The 19,218-nt window shown below is 63.4% G+C and carries 21 protein-coding genes; 8 read left to right on the forward strand and 13 right to left on the reverse strand.

From position 1 onward, the window contains the following. Positions 1–50: 50 nt before the first annotated feature. Complete coding sequence (locus I9018_RS06615; protein ID WP_017902777.1) at positions 51–260, reverse strand: cold-shock protein; 210 nt, start codon at positions 258–260, stop codon at positions 51–53. Positions 261–611: 351 nt separating this feature from the next. Between I9018_RS06615 and dcd the strand changes: the two genes are divergently transcribed. Together dcd and I9018_RS06625 are read left to right on the forward strand one after the other, a co-directional pair. Then, on the forward strand, positions 612–1,178 hold the full coding sequence (dcd, locus tag I9018_RS06620) for a dCTP deaminase (RefSeq protein ID WP_012313046.1): 567 nt from the start codon (positions 612–614) through the stop codon (positions 1,176–1,178). 105 nt (positions 1,179–1,283) lie between these two features. After that, positions 1,284–1,496 (forward strand): hypothetical protein, encoded by a 213-nt coding sequence (locus I9018_RS06625; RefSeq protein WP_083235678.1) that lies wholly within the window; start codon positions 1,284–1,286, stop codon positions 1,494–1,496. Between the two features lie 56 nt (positions 1,497–1,552). On the opposite strand, the gene I9018_RS06630 is transcribed toward I9018_RS06625, so the two are convergent. From I9018_RS06630 to I9018_RS06660, 7 genes are all read right to left on the reverse strand, one after another. Continuing rightward, entirely contained in the window at positions 1,553–2,317 is a 765-nt protein-coding gene (locus tag I9018_RS06630) for an ATP-binding cassette domain-containing protein (protein ID WP_068581838.1), read from the reverse strand. Between the two features lie 13 nt (positions 2,318–2,330). Then, positions 2,331–3,449 carry a succinylglutamate desuccinylase/aspartoacylase family protein gene (locus I9018_RS06635; RefSeq protein ID WP_241109027.1) on the reverse strand — a complete coding sequence of 373 codons (1,119 nt, stop codon included), beginning with the start codon at positions 3,447–3,449 and terminating at the stop codon, positions 2,331–2,333. Between the two features lie 24 nt (positions 3,450–3,473). Further along, on the reverse strand, positions 3,474–4,184 hold the full coding sequence (locus tag I9018_RS06640; protein ID WP_241109028.1) for an ABC transporter permease: 711 nt from the start codon (positions 4,182–4,184) through the stop codon (positions 3,474–3,476). Further along, on the reverse strand, positions 4,181–4,909 hold the full coding sequence (locus I9018_RS06645; protein ID WP_068581847.1) for an ABC transporter permease: 729 nt from the start codon (positions 4,907–4,909) through the stop codon (positions 4,181–4,183). Before I9018_RS06645 ends, I9018_RS06640 begins: the two co-directional genes overlap by 4 nt. 56 nt (positions 4,910–4,965) lie before the next feature. Then, positions 4,966–5,748 (reverse strand): transporter substrate-binding domain-containing protein, encoded by a 783-nt coding sequence (locus tag I9018_RS06650; protein WP_031321029.1) that lies wholly within the window; start codon positions 5,746–5,748, stop codon positions 4,966–4,968. Positions 5,749–6,075: 327 nt separating this feature from the next. Next, the gene (locus tag I9018_RS06655; RefSeq protein WP_241109029.1) at positions 6,076–8,505 is read right to left on the reverse strand and encodes a penicillin acylase family protein; all 2,430 of its coding nucleotides are present in this window, start codon (positions 8,503–8,505) and stop codon (positions 6,076–6,078) included. Between the two features lie 147 nt (positions 8,506–8,652). Then, the gene (locus I9018_RS06660; protein ID WP_068581854.1) at positions 8,653–9,291 is read right to left on the reverse strand and encodes a glutathione binding-like protein; all 639 of its coding nucleotides are present in this window, start codon (positions 9,289–9,291) and stop codon (positions 8,653–8,655) included. A 134-nt stretch (positions 9,292–9,425) separates the two neighbouring features. Between I9018_RS06660 and I9018_RS06665 the strand changes: the two genes are divergently transcribed. Then, positions 9,426–9,986 carry a cysteine hydrolase family protein gene (locus I9018_RS06665; RefSeq protein ID WP_241109030.1) on the forward strand — a complete coding sequence of 187 codons (561 nt, stop codon included), beginning with the start codon at positions 9,426–9,428 and terminating at the stop codon, positions 9,984–9,986. 55 nt (positions 9,987–10,041) lie between these two features. Here the strand turns inward: I9018_RS06665 and I9018_RS06670 are convergent, their stop codons facing one another. The 4 genes from I9018_RS06670 to I9018_RS06685 are packed head-to-tail and all read right to left on the reverse strand — an operon-like array spanning position 10,042 to position 11,765. Further along, on the reverse strand, positions 10,042–10,242 hold the full coding sequence (locus I9018_RS06670; protein WP_010221064.1) for an SEC-C metal-binding domain-containing protein: 201 nt from the start codon (positions 10,240–10,242) through the stop codon (positions 10,042–10,044). 6 nt (positions 10,243–10,248) lie between these two features. Further along, positions 10,249–10,734 (reverse strand): LEA type 2 family protein, encoded by a 486-nt coding sequence (locus I9018_RS06675; protein WP_124345913.1) that lies wholly within the window; start codon positions 10,732–10,734, stop codon positions 10,249–10,251. A 52-nt stretch (positions 10,735–10,786) separates the two neighbouring features. Then, complete coding sequence (locus I9018_RS06680) at positions 10,787–11,263, reverse strand: YchJ family protein (protein WP_068581866.1); 477 nt, start codon at positions 11,261–11,263, stop codon at positions 10,787–10,789. A 4-nt stretch (positions 11,264–11,267) separates the two neighbouring features. Continuing rightward, positions 11,268–11,765: a DUF6231 family protein gene (locus I9018_RS06685; protein WP_068581869.1), complete on the reverse strand. Its 498-nt coding sequence runs from the start codon at positions 11,763–11,765 to the stop codon at positions 11,268–11,270. A gap of 190 nt (positions 11,766–11,955) precedes the next feature. Between I9018_RS06685 and I9018_RS06690 the strand changes: the two genes are divergently transcribed. The 3 genes from I9018_RS06690 (at position 11,956) to I9018_RS06700 (ending at position 13,872) form a co-directional block, all read left to right on the forward strand. Next, positions 11,956–12,645, forward strand: coding sequence for an OmpA family protein (locus I9018_RS06690; protein ID WP_068581871.1), 690 nt, complete (start codon positions 11,956–11,958; stop codon positions 12,643–12,645). 197 nt (positions 12,646–12,842) lie between these two features. After that, a complete protein-coding gene (locus tag I9018_RS06695) occupies positions 12,843–13,121 on the forward strand; it encodes a DUF1145 domain-containing protein (RefSeq protein ID WP_068581884.1) in 279 nt (92 codons plus the stop codon). Then, positions 13,114–13,872 (forward strand): collagen-like protein, encoded by a 759-nt coding sequence (locus tag I9018_RS06700; protein WP_241109031.1) that lies wholly within the window; start codon positions 13,114–13,116, stop codon positions 13,870–13,872. The genes I9018_RS06695 and I9018_RS06700 overlap by 8 nt, the downstream gene beginning before the upstream one ends. 52 nt (positions 13,873–13,924) lie before the next feature. Here I9018_RS06700 and I9018_RS06705 read toward each other — a convergent pair whose 3' ends face one another. Continuing rightward, positions 13,925–14,389 (reverse strand): CopD family protein, encoded by a 465-nt coding sequence (locus tag I9018_RS06705; RefSeq protein WP_241109032.1) that lies wholly within the window; start codon positions 14,387–14,389, stop codon positions 13,925–13,927. Between the two features lie 99 nt (positions 14,390–14,488). Between I9018_RS06705 and dinG the strand changes: the two genes are divergently transcribed. Next, the gene (gene dinG / locus I9018_RS06710; protein ID WP_022642691.1) at positions 14,489–16,633 is read left to right on the forward strand and encodes an ATP-dependent DNA helicase DinG; all 2,145 of its coding nucleotides are present in this window, start codon (positions 14,489–14,491) and stop codon (positions 16,631–16,633) included. 189 nt (positions 16,634–16,822) lie between these two features. Beyond that, complete coding sequence (locus tag I9018_RS06715) at positions 16,823–19,183, forward strand: beta-galactosidase (RefSeq protein WP_241109033.1); 2,361 nt, start codon at positions 16,823–16,825, stop codon at positions 19,181–19,183. Positions 19,184–19,218 lie beyond the last annotated feature (35 nt).

Here is a 19,218-nt window from a genome sequence, read left to right on the forward strand (position 1 = left end):
CAAAAAAGCCCCGCTGATGAGAGCGGGGCTTTTTACTGGATCAGTGCAAGTTAGATAACTTGTACTTCTTCAGCTTGCATGCCTTTCTGACCGCGGGTAGCGATGAAAGAAACCTGCTGGCCTTCTTTCAGGGTTTTGAAACCGTCAGCCTGGATGGCTTTGAAGTGTACGAACAGGTCGTCACCGGATTGTGGGGTGATGAAGCCGAAGCCTTTTTCATCGTTGAACCACTTAACGGTACCGGTTTGGCGATTAGACATGGTGTATCTCCTTGGACAAAGTTAACTGCGACTCAGGAAAAGCCTGGGCCGAGACTGAGTGCAAAGAGCAGGAAAAATTCTTGGAGATGGTTGGATCGAAATTCAACATCGTGTAGAGATTCTCAGTGACACAAGCAGCACAGTGGCGCCACCTTAACCCTTTTTCCTGAACGTGCCAATGGTCAGTGCGAAGGTTTCTCAGTTTTCGTGATCGATGGCTGGGTGACTGCCTTCCAGCCCTTGAAAATCGTGGGATGGAGCAAGAAAAGCCCCCTGGACTTTGAACCCTGCCTCGCGCCCCGGTAAGATGCCGTTCAGAATTTTTCACCTCGTTATTTCAGGACATCCGCCATGAGCATCAAATCGGACAAGTGGATTCGCCGCATGGCGCAAGAGCACGGCATGATCGAACCGTTCGTCGAGCGCCAAGTGCGTGGCGAGCACGACAGCCGAGTCATTTCCTTCGGCGTTTCCAGCTACGGCTACGACGTACGCTGCGCCGATGAATTCAAGGTATTCACCAACATCAATTCGGCCACCGTCGACCCGAAGAACTTCGACGCCGGCAGCTTCGTCGATGTGAAGAGCGATGTCTGCATCATCCCGCCGAACTCTTTCGCCCTGGCCCGTACCGTCGAGTACTTCCGTATTCCGCGCAACGTACTGACCATTTGCCTGGGCAAGAGCACCTATGCCCGTTGCGGCATCATCGTCAACGTGACCCCGCTGGAACCGGAGTGGGAAGGCCACGTGACCCTGGAATTTTCCAACACCACGACCTTGCCGGCGAAAATCTACGCCAACGAAGGTGTGGCGCAGATGCTCTTCCTGGAGTCGGATGAAGAGTGCGAAGTGTCCTATAAGGATCGTGGCGGCAAGTACCAGGGCCAACGTGGCGTGACCCTGCCACGCACCTGAATCCGTTCGTCTGACGAATAGCGGGAATTCCTGGGCAGGCAGACACTCTATTGGAGTGTCTGCCGGTACGCGCAAGGCGTACCGGGTACAGCCCAGGAGTGCCCCATGAAGATAGATCCCCTAATAAGTGCCACTTTGGCGAGGTTGGAACCCAATCAGGTTGGGGTACTGGCCTGGACCCTCCTGGCGCACCCTCCTGTCAGCATGGCCGGCGGTATTCCTGGCCAGCCAGATCCTGATTCCCCCCAGCCTCCCGAACCCCACGAACCGGGCGAACCGACATTGCCGGACGAGCCGCCACCGGTCCCCGTGGCCTGACTCTTCCTTGTGTCCTTGCCCGTGTCCAGGTTGCGGATACGGGCAAACCTTGGCTGCTACTTCAGGTTGCCGCTGAGAAACTGCTGGAGTCGCTCGCTCCTGGGGTTGCCCAGTACGTCTTCGGGGGCTCCTTCTTCCTCCACCAGGCCCTTGTGCAGGAACAGCACCTGGCTGGAGACCTTGCGGGCAAAACTCATTTCGTGGGTCACCATGATCATCGTCCGGCCCTCTTCCGCGAGGCCCTGGATCACCTTGAGCACTTCTCCCACCAGTTCCGGGTCCAGGGCCGATGTGGGCTCATCGAACAACATGACCTCCGGCTCCATGGCCAGGGCCCGGGCAATGGCTACCCGCTGTTGCTGGCCGCCGGAGAGAAAGGCCGGGTACTGGGTGGCGACCCGGGCCGGTAGACCGACCTTGTCCAGGTAGCGTCGGGCCCGTTCCTCGGCCTCCTGGGTGCTGACCCCCAGCACCCGGCGCGGGGCCATCGTGATGTTCTCCAGCACGGTCATGTGGCTCCACAGATTGAAATGCTGGAACACCATGGCCAACCGGGTGCGTATTCGCTGTAGCTCAGCGGGATCGGCCACATGCATGCCATGGTGGTCCTTGACCATGCGGATCTGCTGGCCGTCCAGGCTCATGGCACCATCGTTCGGGGTCTCCAGGAAGTTGATGCAACGCAGGAAGGTGCTCTTGCCCGAGCCGCTGGCACCGATCAGGCTGATCACGTCGCCAGTCTTGGCCTTGAGGGAAACTCCCTTGAGCACTTCATTATCGCCATAGCATTTATGCAGGCCTTCAACGGTCAATTTGTACATGGGGCGTGCATCCTCAAGGCGAAAGTAGATAGCCGCTGCGATAGGCCGCATGGCCTGCGACATGGGCGATCGCCATGCCGGCCGTGGCCATGCGGCGCAGGGAGCGGGCGTACATGAGCCCGGCATTGGTGCAATGAATGGGAGTGACCCGATCATTGATCGGGTCGATGATTTCGGCCAATTGCTGTCCGGCTTCCAGGTACTGTCCTGGCAAGGCTGTGAAGACCAGCAGGCCGCCCACTGGCGTCACCACCGGCTCGACCCCGGCCAGGGGCGTGGCCGGGAATGGCAGGTCGGGCAGCTCCGGCGCCTGGCCGTCAATGGCGCCGTAGTGGGTCAGGTAGTCCAGCAGGGCCTGGCAGTCCTGGCTGGCGGTGGGGTGATCGACATCGCCCTGGCCACGCAACTCGAGCGTGACCGCAAAGCTTCCAGGAGCAATGGCGAAGCGCTCGCCAAAGCGTTGTTGTAGCCGCCACCAGAACAGGGTGAAGCATTCGTCGAATGACTGGCCCCCTGAGTCGGTGGCCAGCAGGCTGGCCTGGGAGCCGATATAGCGGGCCAGGGGTTCCACGTGTGGCCAGGCTTCGGGAGTGGTGTAGAGGTGCTCAACCGCTTCGAAGTCGCAATGCAGGTCCAGCACCATCTCGGCATCGCAGGCCAGCCGCTGCAGGACCAGGCGCAGGGATTGCAATTGTGTCTCGGGGCGTTGGCGCGACAGGGCATCGGCCAAGTGTCGGCGGATCAGCTCGAGGTTGTGCCGCGGGTCGTCGTTGAGCAGCCCGGCGACGGCGTCACCCACCTGCTCGCTCAGGTCGCTGAACCAGCGATTGAAGTTCTGCCCGCTCTCCTGTTCATAGCGTCCCAGGGGAACGTCCATCAGTACCTGTTCCAGGCCGATGGGATTGGCCACCGGTACCAGGACGATCTGATGGCGCAGGCGGCCACTGGCCTCCAGCTGTCCCAGGCGTTGCTTGAGATGCCAGGCCACCAGCATGCCGGGCATTTCGTCGGCATGCAGGGAGGCCTGGATGTAGATCTTGCCCGGGGCCTGGGCGGGGCCGAAGTGAAAGCTGTGGACCTGCCGCGCGGTGCCCGGCAATGGGGCGAGCAGGTCGTGGATTTCATGACGCATTGCTTGGGTTTCCTGCTGCAAGTCCTAGTGAGCCGGGCCGAGAAAGGCCAGCCAGCGACGTTCGGCCAGGCGGAACAGGCCCACCAGGGTGAAGGTCACGCACAGATAGATGAGGGCGGCGATGCCGAACGACTGAAAGGTCAGGAAGGTCGCCGAGTTGGCGTCGCGAGCGATTTTCAGCACGTCGGGAATGGTCGCGGTGAAGGCCACCGTGGTGGAGTGCAGCATCAGGATCACTTCGTTGCTGTAGTAGGGCAGTGAGCGACGCAGGGCCGAGGGCATGATCACATGGGCATACAGCTTCCACCCGCTCAAGCCGTAGGCCTTGGCGGCCTCGACCTCGCCATGGGCCATGCTGCGGATCGCCCCGGCGAAGATCTCCGTGGTATAGGCGCAGGTGTTCAGGGCGAAGGCGAGGATGGTGCAGTTCATCGCATCGCGAAAGAACGCATCCAGTACGGGCTGGGCGCGGACTGCGGCGATGCTGTAGATGCCGGTGTAGCAGATCAGCAACTGGATATAGAGCGGCGTGCCGCGGAACAGGTAGGTGTAGAACTGCACCGGCCAGCGCACCAGGCGCCGGGGCGAGACCCGGGCGATCGACAGCGGGATCGACACCAGGAAACCGATGGCGATCGAGGCCGTGAGCAGCCACAGGGTCATGGCCAGGCCGGTGATGTGATAACCGTCGCTATAGAGGAACGGGCGCCAGTATTCCTGCAGGAGTTCGATCATCGCACGGCCTCCCGAGCGCCTGCGGCATAGCGCCGTTCAAGCCGACGCAGGACGAAATTGGAAGCGCTGGTGATCAGCAGGTAGATCAGCGCCGCCAGGATCAGGAAGTAGAACAGCTGGTAGGTACTCTTGCCGGCATCCTGGGCGGCCTTGACCAGGTCGGCCAGGCCGATGATCGACACCAGGGCCGTAGCCTTGAGCATCACCATCCAGTTGTTGCCGATACCAGGCAGGGCAAAGCGCATCATCTGCGGGAAGACCACGAAGCGAAAGCGTTGGCCGCGCTTGAGGCCGTAGGCGGTGGCCGCTTCCACCTGGCCTCGGGGCACGGCGAGAATCGCGCCACGGAAGGTCTCGGTGAAATAGGCACCATAAATGAAGCCCAGGGTGATCACCCCGGCGCTGAACGGATTGATCTCGATGTATTCCCACTCCATGAAGTCGGTGAAGGAGGTCAACCAGGTCTGCAGGCTGTAGAAGATCAGCAGCATCAGCACCAGGTCGGGCACGCCGCGGATCAAGGTGGTGTAGAGCTGGGCAGGTATGCGTAGCAAGGCGAGGCTGGAGAGTTTGGCGCTGGCACCGATCAGGCCCAGCAGCACGCTGACCAGCAGCGACAGGACCGACAATTTGACGGTCATCCAGGTACCTTCCAGCAGCAAGGGGCCGAAACCCTTCAGGCTGAACGCGGAAAGCCCCAGGTTCGTTAGGAGTTGTTCGAGCATCGATCAGTGACCTGTGACGATAAAAAAGGCGCCCATCGAGGATGGGCGCCGGTAGGTTATTTACCGCTGTAGAGGTTCAGGTCACCGAAGTGTTTTTTCTGGATGGTGGCGTAGGTGCCATCATCGTGTAACGCTTTGATACCTTTATCCAAGAGCGCTTTCAGCTCTTTGTTACCTTTGGAGATACCCACTGCAGTCTTGGCCGGCAGCAGGGGGTCGTCCACGGGTTTGCTGATCTCATAGTCGGCGCCCTGGGGCGATTTGAGGAAGCCCAGCTCGGCTTGCAGCATGTCCTGGATCGAGGCATCCAGGCGCCCGGAAGTCAGGTCGGCATAGACCTGGTCCTGGTTCTGGTAGGCCTGGGTCTTGATCCCGGCCTTGTCCAGCACGGCCTTGGCGTAGGCTTCCTGGATGGTGCCCTGCTCGTAACCGATGGTCTTGCCCTTGAGCGAGGCGGTGTCTTCGCTCAGCCCCGAGCCTTTCTTGAACACGAAGGCGGTGGGGCCCGAGAACAGCTCGTTGGAGAAATCGATCACTTTTTCCCGGGCCGCAGTCACGGTCATGGACGAGATCACACCATCGAACTTGTTGGCCTTGAGGCCCGGGATCATACCGTCGAAGTCGCTTTCGACCCATTTGCACTTGACCTTCAGCTCGGCGCAGATGGCGTTGCCCAGGTCGATGTCGAAGCCCACCAGGCTGCCGTCCGCGGCTTTGGACTCAAAAGGGGCGTACGAGGGATCGACGCCGAAGCGCAGTTCCTTGTACTCCTTGGCCAGGGCCGAGCCGGCGGCCATGCACAGAGCCAGTGCAGAAAGGGTCAGCAATGCTTTTTTCATTATTCAATCCCTAAGAGCCGATATGAGCGCTTGTGGCGCATGGGTGCTGTTACTGCAGCGTATGAGACTTAATGAAAGTAGCAATTTCCGAACCAGAGTCCCGAACAGGTGTTTTAAAAGCTCGGGCTGGGCGGCGGACAAGCAGCGGCGTGCGTTGAAAGAGGGCGGTTTTGGGGAGGGGCCAGGACGGTGCGGGGTGCAGGCAGAGCGTGCTCCACGGGCGCGCGATGCGGTGCCAGGGGCGGATGTTGCCCTGGGTTGGTGCGGCTGGTTATCGAGGCACAACCGCCTGCGCAGGGCGCAGGCGGGAGAGTCTGGCGTGCGGTGTTACTTGCCAGGAACCAGGGTCAGGCGGGTCTTGCCGTAGCTACGGTCGAAGTTTTGCGGTTGCATCGGGAGGCTCAGGTATTGGGCCTTGAGCCAGCCATCGATACCGTTGGCATAGTTCGGGCTGACCGGGTTGCCGGACTGGCCACTGCTATTGAGGCCCATCAAGGGTTCGCTGAGGCCGAAGTCGACGATGAAACGCAGGGCCGGAGTCGCCGTGATGGTGAAATCCTGTCCCCAGTGGTACGGCGCCGCGTTGAGGGTGTTGTGGTCGCCCCCGGCCTGCAGCGGGCCACGGATGGCTTTGCCGTTGTCGTCGGTCCAGCGATAGCTGTGCAGCTTGCCCCACTGCCAGGACTTGCGATCGCTGCCCAGCAACTGCTCGCCCTTGGTGATGCTGGCGGCCAGGCTGCGGGCCAGGATCGCCGGTTTATCCTCCTTCTGCGGGGTGCGCGAATCGTCCCAGAATGGGCTGTCTTCCCGGCCCAGCAGGTGATCGGCCTGGGCGGCGTAGGACTGCTCGCCATTGGCGACGAAGGCCTGCCAGGGCGCTGCGGATTCCGGGCCCAGTTTGTCGAGGAAGATCTGCCGGGCGCTTTCCTGCAGGAACAACTCATAGAGCGCTGCGTCCGCCGAGCCCGCGCTGATCTTGCCGTCGAACGCCATCAACCGGCTGTAGGCCTCGCGAGCCTTGGCCCGCTCGGCGTCGGGCAGGGCCTCGATGGCTTTCTTCAATGGCTGGGCCATGCCGGGGGCTTCGAACATGGTCTTCAGCTTTGCGGCGAACAGGCTGGTCTGGTCGTATTGCAAAGCGATCAGGCTGCGACTGTCCTGCTTGCCGCTGGAGGCCAGTGCCGCCATGCGCTCGGCGCGTTCCGGGGCGTACCAGGAATTGGACAGCTGCATGCCGTAGCCATGGGGGATCACTCGCTGGTTGGCAATGGCGATCCAGCCCTGGGGCGGGTCCTGGTCATAGGGGTGGAGCATCGGGTCGGCATAACCATCCCAATCGTAGCGGCCGTCCCAGCCCGGGGAGGGCAGCAGGCCTTCGCCTTCACGGCGATTGGGGAAGCGGCCGGTGACTTGCCAGCCGATGTTGCTGGCATCGGCGAACACCAGGTTCAGGGCAATGGCCCGGATTTCCCGGCTGGCGTCCGAGGCCTTCTCGGCATTCTGGGCCCGGGACAGGTCGAAGAAGGCGTCCAGGGTGCGGTCGTCCTTGAGTTCGGGGGTCTGCAGCGCCAGGCCCAGGCCGTTGGCCAGTGCATACCCCTGGGCACTGTTGAGCAGCGGGCCGTGGCGGGTTTCGTACACCGCCTCGCGAATCGGCCGCTGGCCTTTGACGAAGTAGGTCTCATTGCGCACGGTCACCGGCTGCCATTTGCCGTTGTTCTGGTAGTACAGCGAGTTGCCCTGGCGCTTGAGTTTTTCCAGGAACAGGTCCTGGTTGTCGCCCACCACCGAACTCAGGCTCCAGGCCACCTTGCCATTGAAGCCCTGGAGAATGGCTGGCAGGCCGGCGATCGAGGCGCCGGCGGCCTGGTACTTCGGCGCCCGGATCTGGACGTAGTGCCAGGCGGCGATCTGGCTGTCGCTGGCCAGCAGGCTGCGGCCACTGCGGCTGCGCTGGGGAGCGATGGCCAGGCTGCTGCCGCCGCTGAGGCCCAGGCTGTTGAGCTGGGCCAGCCGGTTGGCCGCCTGGCTGACGTCGCCCAGCCCGGGAATGGCCAGGTTCAGGCCCTTGAGCTTGTCGGCCTCGGCCAGGGGCAGAGGCTCATCGGGGTAGCTGGGGGTCAGCCATGGCAGCTTGTCGGTGCCGACTTTTTGCGCCAGTACCAGGGTATTGATCTCTTCGAGCAGGTTGGCGGACTGGCCGAAATTCAACAGGCAGAAGATCAGCGCCGAATCCTCGGCCTTCCAGTATTCGGGGGTATAGCCATGGGCCGCCAGGTCCGGTGGCAGCTTGTCGCGATAGCGGAACAGGTAGGCGTTGACGCCCCGGGCATAGACTTCGAAGAAGCGCTTGATCCGTGGCGACGAGGCCTTGTACAGCTCGTCGGCGCTTTTCTTCAGGTTGACCGCGCGCATCAGGCGATCGACGTCCAGGGCCTCGGCACCGGACATCTCGGCCAAGCGGCCCTGGGCCAGCAGGCGCAGGGTCACCATCTGGCCGATGCGATCGCTGGCATGCACGTAGCCCAGGGTGAACAGGGCATCGTGGAAGCTGTTGCTTTCGATCAGGGGAACGCCGACGGCGTTGCGTCGCACGGAAACGTTCTGTGCCAGGCCCTTGAGGGGTTGCACGCCAGAGGCCGGAGGCAGGCTGTCCTGGGCATTCCAGGACTGGCATCCGGCCAGGCTCAGGGCGCCGGCCACTGCTGCGGCGACGCCGAACCGGGGAAGAAAATGTAAGAAGGCTGGCGAGGCCATGGCAAAGCTCCTGCGGGGGGTAGCGTCGATAAAGGCGCTACGTTAGTGAGCAGGCGAGTGCCGCGCAAGCGGGGCGACAGGTATTTGTCGGGCGCTGCGCACATGACCTTCGCCAGCAGGCCGGTGGACGGTGGGCGGACGTCTTGATCAGGCCGGGTTGACCCGCTCCACCAGGGCATAGGCACGCTCGGTGGCCGGACGCGCCTGGATGCTGTCGAACCAGCGGTGCAGGCGGGGGAAGTCCTCGAGTCGCTGGCTCTGTTTCTTGTGGGACGCGACCCATGGATAAATCGCCATGTCGGCAATGCTGTACTGCTGGCCGGCGACGAACGGCCGGTCTGCCAGGCGCCGCTCCAGCACCCCGTACAGCCGCGCCGTTTCATCGATGTAGCGCTTGATCGCGTAGGGAATCTGTTCCGGTGCGGCATGGCTGAAGTGATGGTTCTGCCCGGCCATCGGTCCCAGGCCGCCCATTTGCCAGAACAACCACTGCAGGGTTTCCTGGCGGCCGCGCAGGTCCTTGGGCAGGAACTGGCCGGTTTTTTCCGCCAGGTACAGCAGGATGGCGCCGGACTCGAACAGCGACAGAGGCGCGCCCCCGTCGAGGGGTTGGTGATCGACGATGGCCGGTATGCGGTTGTTGGGGGCGATCCTGAGGAAGTCAGGCTTGAACTGTTCGCCCCGGCCAATGTTGACCGGGTACAGGGTGTAGGGCAGTCCGGCCTCTTCCAGGAACAGGGAAATCTTGTGACCGTTGGGGGTGGTCCAGTAGTACAGGTCGATCATGCAGTGCTCCAGGTGGGAAGTATCCGGGGTCGACGACAGCAAATTCGGGGGCTGGGTACTCGATGGCTCGCTGGGCGAGGGAGGCCATGCTGAAGTGGGTACAATCCGCTGATCGTCCCGGGAGAATCGACTCCATGTCCCTCAACGTTGATACGGCACTGATCATCATCGACCAGCAACAAGGCATCCTGCACCCGCGGCTTGGCCCGCGCAACAACCCTCAGGCCGAGGAGCGCATGTTGCAGTTGCTGGCCCACTGGCGTGACCGAGGCTGGCTGGTGATTCATGTACAGCATCTGTCGCGCTCCACGGAGTCGGTGTTCTGGCCCGGGCAAGCCGGAGTGGAGTTCCAGCCACGCTTTCGCCCGCAGGAGGCCGAAGGGCTGCTCCAGAAGCAGGTGCCGGACGCATTTTGCGCCAGCTCGCTGGAAGCGCAGTTGCGCCAGAAGGGGATCGGGCAATTGGTGATTGTCGGCGTGGCCACCAATAACTCAGTAGAGGCAACGGCGCGGACGGCTGGCAACCTGGGGTTTGCCGTGTGGGTGGTGGCCGATGCCTGCTACACCTTCGACAAGCCCGATTTTGCCGGACGGCGACGCTCGGCCCAGGAGGTACATGACATGTCGCTGGCCAATCTGCATGGCGAGTACGCCACGGTGGTGAATCTGGAACAGCTCCTTGCAGGAACTGCCTGATAGGAGGAGCGCTTGCCGGCAAGCCAGTGCCGGCAGGCGTCGGTTCACGGCTTGATCAGGCGCCGTGGCACTTCTTGAACTTCTTGCTGCTGCCGCATGGGCAAGGATCGTTGCGACCGACGTCTTTCAACGCGTTGCGCACAGGCTCCTGGTGGCCGTGGTTGCAGTGCGGGCCGTGAACATGGCCATGGTCGTGATCATGATGGTCGTGATCGTGGTTGCAGTCAGGGCCATGGACATGGGGTTGCTGGGTCATTGCGGGTCACTCCGGGATAAAATCGCCGGGAATTATCACGCCATTGCGCTTCAGGTGCACGTCTTTGCCGATGAATAATCCCACCTCCAGTTCTCCTTCCAGGCGGTAGGGAATGGGATGGTCGGGCTTGTGCAGGAGTTTCACCAGGTCACGAATCTGCGGCCACAGGTTGGTGCGTACCGGCACCTTGAAGTAGCGGCTGCTGTGGGGGCTGACGGTGAACCATTGCTCATGCTCACCGTCGCTGAGCAGGAAGCGCTCCAGGTAGACCCGATAGGTCAGGCGGCGCACGGTCAGGTCGTCGTCGTTGGGGTTGTCTACCCGCAGGTGCAAGGTGAAGCGCTGTTCCAGCAGGTTGGCCTTGACCACTTCGACCTTCACCAGATGCACCTCGGGGTCGGGCTGCTCGTCGGTGAACCAGGACGCGCAACCGGACAGGCCCAGGATCACTGGCAGGCAGATGGCGCGTAGCAGGCGTAGCTCACCAAACATTGCAAGACTCCCTTTGTAGTGGCTGCTGCCCATCCTGGGCCTGGATCGATCTTCAGCGGATGAAGTAGCTGGCGCAGCACTTCTTGTATTTCTGTCCACTGCCACAGGGGCACGCGTCGTTGCGCCCAGCCTTGAGGGGCACCGTGGGGTCGATGAAATACCAGCGTCCCTGGTTCTGGACGAAGGACGAGCGTTCGCGATGGCTGTGCTCGCCCTGGCTATCGTGCCAGCGGGCGGTGAAGGTCACGAAGGCGTGTTCGGGCTGGCCGCCGAAGACCTCCGAACTTTCCACGTGCAGCCCCAGCCAGGTGCTTTGCGCGCTCCAGTCGCTGATGGACTGGCGATCCAGACCCGGCTGCTGCACCGGCAGGGTCGTGGCCAGCAGGTAATCCACCTGCCCCAATACATAGGCGCTGTAGCGCGAGCGCATCAGGGCTTCGGCGCAGGGCGCCGGATGGCCCGCGTGGTAGTGGCCGCAGCAGGCATCCAGCAGGTTGCCGCTGCCGCAGGGACAAATCGAGGCACTCATTGTGTTACCACCAGTACTTTCCAAAATTTTCCGGGTTTGCCCAGAAGCGTGAGTTGAGCCAGTCGGGCACTTGCTTGTATTCAAGCAGATCGTAGGTAAACAGGGTCAGCACCTGCTGTTCCCGCTGGAAGCGTTCGCTGGCTTGCAGGGCCAGGGAGAAAAAATCGGTTTCCTGCCAGTTGCAGGCGGCCAGGTCGGCCAGCACGGCGATACGGCTGGCATTGAGATTGCGAATGCCGCCCAACAGGTTCAAGCCGTCGCGCTTGGGCAGGTGCTCCAGGCAGTCCACCGCCAGGGCGAGGTCGAAGCGTCGTGCCGCCAGGTCTGCCGGCAAGGGGCCGGGGGCGGCCTGGAAGACGTCGCATGCAGGGTGGGCTTGCTTGAAGGCAGCCAGGGCCGGGAAGTCGCTGGCCCCGATCAGCAGCAGCTGTTTGGGTGCATAGCGCTCCAGCAGGGCGGCCAGTGCCTGTTGTGGTGTTCGGGAAGAAATGCTGGCACTCATCATCGGTCCTCGGTCAGAGCGCCCAAGACTAGCGTGCCGGCATCCTCGGGCCTAGAGCGGTTCGCCAGTTAATCCACGATCCCCCCGTATTTACGGGACAAAACCGGGGCTGGCCCTTTGCTGGCGCAGATCAATGGCCAGGTCTTTACTCCGTGAATCGGCCTCGAGCCGATCCCTGAGGAGAAATCAGATGAGCATCATTCGTACGGCAGTACCCCTGGTTCTGTTGACCGGTGTGTTGACGGGTTGTGCAGGCCTGCAGAAAACCGACTGGCCGATCTGCGCCGCGGTGGGTGGCGTCACGGGCGCGGCGCTGGGCGCCACCGAAAGCTCGGCATGGGCGGGCGGTGGCGCACTGTTTGTCGGCGGCCTGGCAGGCGCCTACTGCTGGGTGCATGGCGATGGCGACGAGGACGGCGATGGCGTGCCGGACAGTCGCGACAAGTGCCCGCATACGCCCAAAGGCGTGCAGGTCGATGCCAACGGCTGCCCATTGCCTCCACCCGTGGTGGAAGAGGTCGTGGTGGTCAAGGAAGAAACCATCGTCATTCGCGATGTGCACTTCCATTTCGACTCGGCCAAGCTGACCGATGCCGACAAGGCCAAGCTCAACACCATCGTGACTCGCCTGAAGCAGGAGTCCGCTTCGGCGCAGCTGCGCGTGACTGGCCATACCGACAGCGTCGGCAAGGCAGCCTATAACCAGAAACTGTCTGATAAACGCGCTCACTCGGTGGTGGAGTACCTGATCGAGAACGGCGTTTCCCGCTCCAGCTTCGTTTCGGTCACCGGTGCCGGTGCCAGCAAGCCGGTGGCGGATAACAAGACAGCTGAAGGACGGGCGATGAACCGGCGCACCGAAATCCAGATCAATCGTTGAGGCATATCGCCCCGCGCGTCCCATGGAGCGCGCGGGGTCCCGGGGCATTTCAGAAGAGGGCGACCAGAAGATCAGGGGCGCGATCCTCGTCGATCCGGCAGCTAAACTGTCGTCGGGGAGAATTTGCATCGCCCTCTGGCTTATCCCGGTAAGAAGTCGTTACTGTGCGCGCAAAGAATAATTCACAAGGGGAGCATATGAAGGTTTTATGGGGGCTGGGGAAGTTTCTAACGCTGGTGTTCTGGCTGGTGGTGTTGATCAACCTGGCCAAGCCATTGATCAACCCGCTGCACCTACTGGTCAATCTGGCCGGTTGTCTCTTGTTGCTGACCCACCTGCTGGAGCTGGCGCTGTTCAATGGCAGCCTCACGGGGCGGGCGCATCCCTGGCGTGATCGCTTGCAGATCCTGCTGGTAGGCGTCTTCCACCTGCAAACCCTTCCAACCCCTGTCGTTGTCGAGGCCGACCATGCGTAAGCTCTGCCTGCTCGCCCTATTGTGTAGCCCCCTGGCCATGGCCCAGGACGTCAAGGTCGACACCAACTCGTTCATGCGGTTGCCCAATACCGCCAGCACCTTGCAGTTGCAGCGGCTGGACGTCGCCGACCATGCCACTTTGCTGGTGCCGGCCAATGTGACCGAGCTCAAGGTCGAGCAGATGCACTTGGGGCGCGAAGCGCGGATTGCCATCGTGCCCACGCAGCAGAGCCTGCAGTTGCTGGTCCGACATGCGCAGTTGGACGCTGGCAGCCAGATCACCTCCCGAGGAGCGCCGGGTACCTATGAGAAGACGGCCAAGCCCGGTCGCAACCTGAATTTGCGCATCGAGTCGCTGGACGCCCAGGAGTTGTCGGTGGATGCCCGGGGCGGTGCCGGGGCACCAGGGTATGTCGGTCTCGATGGTGCCAATGGCCAGGAGCCTGGCTGCACCTGGGGCGAAGCCGGGCGCGGTGCCGATGGTGACAATGGCGGCAACGGGCACCCAGGCGCGGCGGGTGGCCAGGTTCGCCTGGAGCTGCCGCGGGATTTCCCGAGTGAGCAGATCAAGGTCCTGGTCGATGGTGGCGCCGGTGGCCTGGCCGGTGTCGGTGGCAAGCCGGGGGCTGGTGGCAAGCCCAAGGGCTGCCTGGTCTATCGCACCGATGGCGGCAAGAGCGGGCGTCCCGGCGCCCAAGGCGAGCCCGGGGCGGTGGGCGCGGCAGGGTCGCTGACGGTGCAACGCCTGTAGCCGTTCCGTCAGTCGTCTATATAGATCGCCCGCTTTCGCGGGCGATTTCGTTTCAGAAGGTCGGTCGGGCTGCCGCCAGGGTCACCAGCAGCAGGCCGATGATCAAGTTGATGCCTACCAGGCGGCGGATGCGCCCCAGCACCGCGGCCCCGGCCGGCCAGTCCTGGCTCGCCACTGCCTGGCGCAGCTCTGGCAGTTGCAGCGACTGGATGCGGATGAACAGGGCGGTCATCACCAGATAGATCCCCATCATGATCTGCACATAGCGCGGGGCGGTTTCAAAACCGTTGAAGCGCAAATGCAGCAGGCCGATGCCACTGATCGGCAGGATCACCACCGCTACCCAGACCCAGGCGAAAAAACGCGGGAATACCTGGGCCCACAATTGAAGCCGCTGTGGACCCTCCAGGGCCGCCACGGCTGCAGGGCGCAGGACCATCCAGGCGAAAAACATGCCGCCGACCCAGACCAGGGCGGCCAGGACGTGCAAGCTGTAGGCGAGGGCGAAAGCGGTCATTCGGGTACTCCGTTCTGCGCAGGATGAATTAGCGGGGTATGATAGCGGCCGATTCGAACCACTGAAAATTTATCCAGCGTTTTGTGCGCCTGAAGAACCATGATCAGCAACGAACTCAAAACCACGATCCAGGGCGCCTACTCGCGTTTTCTCGAAGCCAAGAGCCTCAAGCCGCGCTATGGCCAGCGCCTGATGATCGCCGAGGTGGCCAAGGTCCTGGGTGACGTCGATACCGACGACGAGGGCCGGCGCAGCGGCGATCCGGCGGTGGTCGCGGTAGAGGCCGGCACCGGTACCGGCAAGACCGTGGCCTACAGCCTGGCGGCGATCCCCACGGCCAAGGCCGCCGGCAAGCGCCTGGTGATCGCCACCGCCACCGTCGCCCTGCAGGAGCAGATCGTCTACAAGGACCTGCCCGACCTGATGCGCAACAGCGGCTTGAACTTCAGCTTCGCCCTGGCCAAGGGGCGCGGGCGCTACATGTGCCTGTCCAAGCTCGACATGCTCCTGCAGGAAGGCCACGCGCAGACCGCCACCGCCCAGCTGTTCGAGGAAGAAGGCTTCAAGATCGAGGTGGACGAGGCCAGCCAGAAGCTGTTCACCAGCATGATCGAGAAACTGGCCGGCAATAAGTGGGACGGCGACCGCGACAGCTGGCCCAACGCCCTGGAAGACGCCGACTGGGCGCGCCTGACCACCGACCACAGCCAGTGCACCAATCGCCATTGCCCCAACTTCGGCCAGTGCGCCTTCTACAAGGCCCGGGAAGGCATGGGCAAGGTCGACGTGATCGTCACCAACCACGACATGGTCCTGGCCGACCTGGCCCTGGGTGGCGGCGCCGTGCTACCCGACCCGCGCGACACCCTCTATGTGTTCGACGAAGGCCATCACCTGCCGGACAAGGCCATCGGCCACTTCGCCCACTACACCCGGCTGCGCTCCACCGCCGATTGGCTGGAGCAGACCGCCAAGAACCTCACCAAGCTCCTGGCCCAGCACCCGCTGCCGGGTGACCTGGGGCGGCTGATCGAGCAGGTGCCGGAGCTGGCGCGGGAGATCAAGACCCAGCAGCAGTTCATGTTCACCGCCTGCGAGCAGATCGCCGATTTCAAGACCGGTGAAGACATGGAAGGCCGCGAGCGGCCGCGCCATCGTTTTGTCGGCGGGCTGATTCCCGATCACATGCGCGAGATGGGCATCGAGCTGAAGAAAGGCTTCTCGCGCCTGACCGACCTGTTCACCCGCCTGACCGACCTGCTCAAGGAAGGCATGGATGGCGAGGTCAACATCGGCATCGCCAGCAACCAGGCCGAGGAGTGGTACCCGCTGTTCGGCAGCCTGCTGGCCAGGGCCTCGGGCAACTGGGAACTGTGGACGGCCTTCACCGTCGAGGACCCGGAAGACAACCCGCCCATGGCCCGTTGGTTGACCCTGGCTGAGAGCGGCTCGCTGTTCGATATCGAGGTCAACGCCAGCCCGATCCTGGCCGCGGAAATGCTGCGCCGCAACTTGTGGAACGTGGCCTACGGCGCCCTGGTGACCTCGGCAACCCTGACCGCCCTGGGCACCTTCGACCGCTTCCGCATGCGTGCCGGCTTGCCGAAGAAAGCGGTCACCGCCGTGGTGCCCAGCCCGTTCCACCATGCCGACGCCGGCGTGCTGCGGGTTCCCGACCTGCGGGCCGACCCACGGGATGCCGCGGCCCATACCGCAGCGATCATTCGCGACCTGCCGGAACTGGTGGAAGGCTCCCGGGGCAGCCTGGTGCTGTTCTCCTCGCGCAAGCAGATGCAGGACGTGTTCGACGGCCTGGATCGCGACTGGCGCAAGCAGGTGTTCATCCAGGGCAACCTGTCCAAGCAGGAGACCCTCAACAAGCACAAGGCCCGGGTCGATGGTGGCGATTCCAGTGTGCTGTTCGGCCTGGCCAGCTTCGCCGAAGGGGTGGACTTGCCTGGCGCCTATTGCGAGCACGTGGTGATCGCCAAGATCCCGTTCTCGGTTCCGGACGATCCGGTGGAGGCCGCGCTGGCGGAGTGGATCGAGGCCCGGGGCGGCAATCCGTTCATGGAAATCTCGGTGCCGGATGCCTCTCTCAAGCTGGTCCAGGCCTGTGGCCGGCTGCTGCGTACCGAGCAGGACCGCGGCACCATCACCCTGCTGGATCGGCGCCTGGTCACCCAGCGCTATGGCAAGGCGATCCTCAACGCCCTGCCGCCTTTTCGCCGGGAAATATCCTAGGCTGGCCCAGACCGCATTGCGCCGGGCAGGCGAGCACGCCGCCCGGCGACGGCTTGGGTATCCACATCGTCCAGGGTATTTTCCCTGGTTTACCGGGCAGGGCCGCACCTTTGCGCGCCCCGCTGTCTATTTCACGTCAATGCTTGAGCACCGGCCGCCCAGCGGCCCTACAAGGAGAAACCGGCCCATATGATTCGCCGCTCGTTGCCCGTCGTAATTGCCCTGTTGTTTGCCGCGCCTGTGTTGGCGGCCCCTGCCGGACAACAAACGTTGTTCAACTTTGTCCGCCCGGCCTCGGTGGTGCAGGTAGCGACCCAGGATGCCAACCTGCCGCAGTACAACGCCGAACAGACGGCCGAGGGTGAAGTGCTGCGGCGGGTGACGTTCAACCCGACGCTGCGTCCCAGCTTGCGCCTGAGCCCCCAGGAGGGTGCCTGGGACTGGTCGCAATCGGGGCTGATGAGCCTGCGTATCCAGAGTGCGATGAATTGGGCCCTGACCCTCTACGTGACCATCCAGAGCAACGATGGCCAGACCCTGGTCAGCCGAGTCGATTTACCCGCCGGCCCGGCGCAGACGCTGCTGGTGCCCTTGGTGGCCAGCAGTGCCCTGGAGCAGGGCATGAAGGCCGCGCCGCCGATGCCCATGACCGTGGACGGCCAGCGCATCCTGCTGGCCAGCAGCGAAGGGCAGCTGGACCGCAGCCAGGTGGTATCGGTGACCCTCTCTCTGGACAACCCCAAGGCTTCGCAAAGCATTCTCCTCGAGCGTTTTGGTGTGCAGGACAGCGAGGGTGTGGTTCGCGCCGTGTATGGCTCCCTGGTGGATGGCTATGGCCAGTCGACCCGGGACCGCTGGCCGGAGAAGGTCGCCAGCGACGAGCAGCTCAAGGCTGCAGCCAGCAAGGAGCAGCAACAGCTCAAGGGCTGGCTCGCCGAGCGCGAAAAGGCCCCCCTGGATCGCTTCGGCGGCTTGAGCCAGGGGCCGGCCTTCAAGGCCAGCGGCTTCTTTCGTACCCAGAAGCGTGATGGTCGCTGGTTCCTGGTGACTCCCGAGGGGCATCCGTTCTATTCCCTGGGGGTCAACACCCTGGCTGCGGACAACAATCGTACCTATGTCGCCGGGCGCGAATGGATGTTCAGCGACCTGCCCAAGGACGGCGAGCCGCTGGCGGCCTACTACGGTGACGGCGACAACCGTGGCGGCAACGGCGCCGACCGGGGCCGGGGCTACAACAGCGGGCGCTGGTACGACTTCTACCGGGCCAACCTGCAGCGTACTTATGGCGCACCTTGCGCCGCTGCTGGCGCGGCCGTGTCGGCGCCCGACCAGGCGGCCCCCTGCGCGGCACCGGGGTTCGACCAGAAGCGCTGGCTCGGCCACACCCTGGACCGCCTGCAAGCCTGGGGTTTCAACACCATCGGCAACTGGAGCGCGCCGGCCCTGGGCCTGGCCGCCCGGGTGCCCTACACCCTGCCGCTGTCGATCGTCGGCGACTACGCCAGCATCAGTACCGGCAGCGATTGGTGGGGCGGCATGCCCGATCCCTTCGATCCGCGCTTTGCCATGGCCACCGAGCGCGCCGTGGCCATCGCCGCCCGGGATCATCGTGACGATCCGTGGTTGATCGGTTACTTCGCCGACAACGAGCTGGCCTGGGCAGGTCCGGGAAATGACGCGAAATCCCGCTTCGCCCTGGCCTACGGCACTTTGCGCCTGACCACCGATGTCCCGGCCAAGCGCGCTTTCCTCAAGCAACTGCGCGACAAGTATCGCAACCAGCAGGGGCTGTCCAAGGCCTGGGGGATCGATCTGCCGGCCTGGGAGTTGCTGGAAGACCCGGGCTTCGAGGCGCCGCTGCCAAGCCCCGAGCATCCCGAGATCGAGGCTGACTACCGGCATTTCCAGCGAGTCTTCGCCGATACCTACTTCAAGACCATCGCCGATTCGTTGAAGTGGCACGCCCCCAACCACCTGCTGCTGGGAGGGCGGTTTGCCGTCAGCACACCTGAGGCGGTGGCTTCCTGCGCCCAGTATTGCGACGTGCTGAGCTTCAACATGTACACCCTCAAGCCCCAGGACGGGCAGGACTTCGCCTACCTGCGCAGTCTCGACAAGCCGGTGCTGATCACCGAGTTCAACTTTGGCTCCCGGGATCGCGGCCCGTTCTGGGGCGCCGTCACCGAACTGGCCCGGGAGGAGGAGCGGGGACCGGCCTATGCCAACTTCCTCAAGCAGGCGCTGAGCGAGCCATCCATCGTCGGAGTGCACTGGTTCCAATACCTGGACCAGCCGGTGACCGGACGCCTGCTGGACGGTGAGAACGGTCATTTCGGCCTGGTGGGTATTACCGATGTGCCGTTCCAGGGCTTTGTCGAGACCGTGCGCAAGGGCAACCTGCTGGCGTTGGAGCAACTGGGCAAGGCCGCGCAGCTCGCGCGGGTCCAGGCCGAGCAGGCGGCCGCCAGCGGGCCTGCGGCGCAAAACCGGAACGCACCGAGCGCCACGGGTGAAGCGCATGTCGGTGGCCATTCCGGCAACGGCCACTGACGACTTTCGGGCCCCGCCGGGTGGGCCCGGTTGTT

Source organism: Pseudomonas sp. MPFS, assembly GCF_022537035.1.
GTDB lineage: Bacteria > Pseudomonadota > Gammaproteobacteria > Pseudomonadales > Pseudomonadaceae > Aquipseudomonas > Aquipseudomonas sessilinigenes.

Bases quoted from the DNA above. Each gene is read 5' to 3' on its own strand.
- I9018_RS06615 (WP_017902777.1), bottom strand. From the start codon at position 260: ATGTCTAATCGCCAAACCGGTACCGTTAAGTGGTTCAACGATGAAAAA.
- dcd (WP_012313046.1), top strand. From the start codon at position 612: ATGAGCATCAAATCGGACAAGTGGATTCGCCGCATGGCGCAAGAGCAC.
- I9018_RS06625 (WP_083235678.1), top strand. From the start codon at position 1,284: ATGAAGATAGATCCCCTAATAAGTGCCACTTTGGCGAGGTTGGAACCC.
- I9018_RS06630 (WP_068581838.1), bottom strand. From the start codon at position 2,317: ATGTACAAATTGACCGTTGAAGGCCTGCATAAATGCTATGGCGATAAT.
- I9018_RS06635 (WP_241109027.1), bottom strand. From the start codon at position 3,449: ATGCGTCATGAAATCCACGACCTGCTCGCCCCATTGCCGGGCACCGCG.
- I9018_RS06640 (WP_241109028.1), bottom strand. From the start codon at position 4,184: ATGATCGAACTCCTGCAGGAATACTGGCGCCCGTTCCTCTATAGCGAC.
- I9018_RS06645 (WP_068581847.1), bottom strand. From the start codon at position 4,909: ATGCTCGAACAACTCCTAACGAACCTGGGGCTTTCCGCGTTCAGCCTG.
- I9018_RS06650 (WP_031321029.1), bottom strand. From the start codon at position 5,748: ATGAAAAAAGCATTGCTGACCCTTTCTGCACTGGCTCTGTGCATGGCC.
- I9018_RS06655 (WP_241109029.1), bottom strand. From the start codon at position 8,505: ATGGCCTCGCCAGCCTTCTTACATTTTCTTCCCCGGTTCGGCGTCGCC.
- I9018_RS06660 (WP_068581854.1), bottom strand. From the start codon at position 9,291: ATGATCGACCTGTACTACTGGACCACCCCCAACGGTCACAAGATTTCC.
- I9018_RS06665 (WP_241109030.1), top strand. From the start codon at position 9,426: ATGTCCCTCAACGTTGATACGGCACTGATCATCATCGACCAGCAACAA.
- I9018_RS06670 (WP_010221064.1), bottom strand. From the start codon at position 10,242: ATGACCCAGCAACCCCATGTCCATGGCCCTGACTGCAACCACGATCAC.
- I9018_RS06675 (WP_124345913.1), bottom strand. From the start codon at position 10,734: ATGTTTGGTGAGCTACGCCTGCTACGCGCCATCTGCCTGCCAGTGATC.
- I9018_RS06680 (WP_068581866.1), bottom strand. From the start codon at position 11,263: ATGAGTGCCTCGATTTGTCCCTGCGGCAGCGGCAACCTGCTGGATGCC.
- I9018_RS06685 (WP_068581869.1), bottom strand. From the start codon at position 11,765: ATGAGTGCCAGCATTTCTTCCCGAACACCACAACAGGCACTGGCCGCC.
- I9018_RS06690 (WP_068581871.1), top strand. From the start codon at position 11,956: ATGAGCATCATTCGTACGGCAGTACCCCTGGTTCTGTTGACCGGTGTG.
- I9018_RS06695 (WP_068581884.1), top strand. From the start codon at position 12,843: ATGAAGGTTTTATGGGGGCTGGGGAAGTTTCTAACGCTGGTGTTCTGG.
- I9018_RS06700 (WP_241109031.1), top strand. From the start codon at position 13,114: ATGCGTAAGCTCTGCCTGCTCGCCCTATTGTGTAGCCCCCTGGCCATG.
- I9018_RS06705 (WP_241109032.1), bottom strand. From the start codon at position 14,389: ATGACCGCTTTCGCCCTCGCCTACAGCTTGCACGTCCTGGCCGCCCTG.
- dinG (WP_022642691.1), top strand. From the start codon at position 14,489: ATGATCAGCAACGAACTCAAAACCACGATCCAGGGCGCCTACTCGCGT.
- I9018_RS06715 (WP_241109033.1), top strand. From the start codon at position 16,823: ATGATTCGCCGCTCGTTGCCCGTCGTAATTGCCCTGTTGTTTGCCGCG.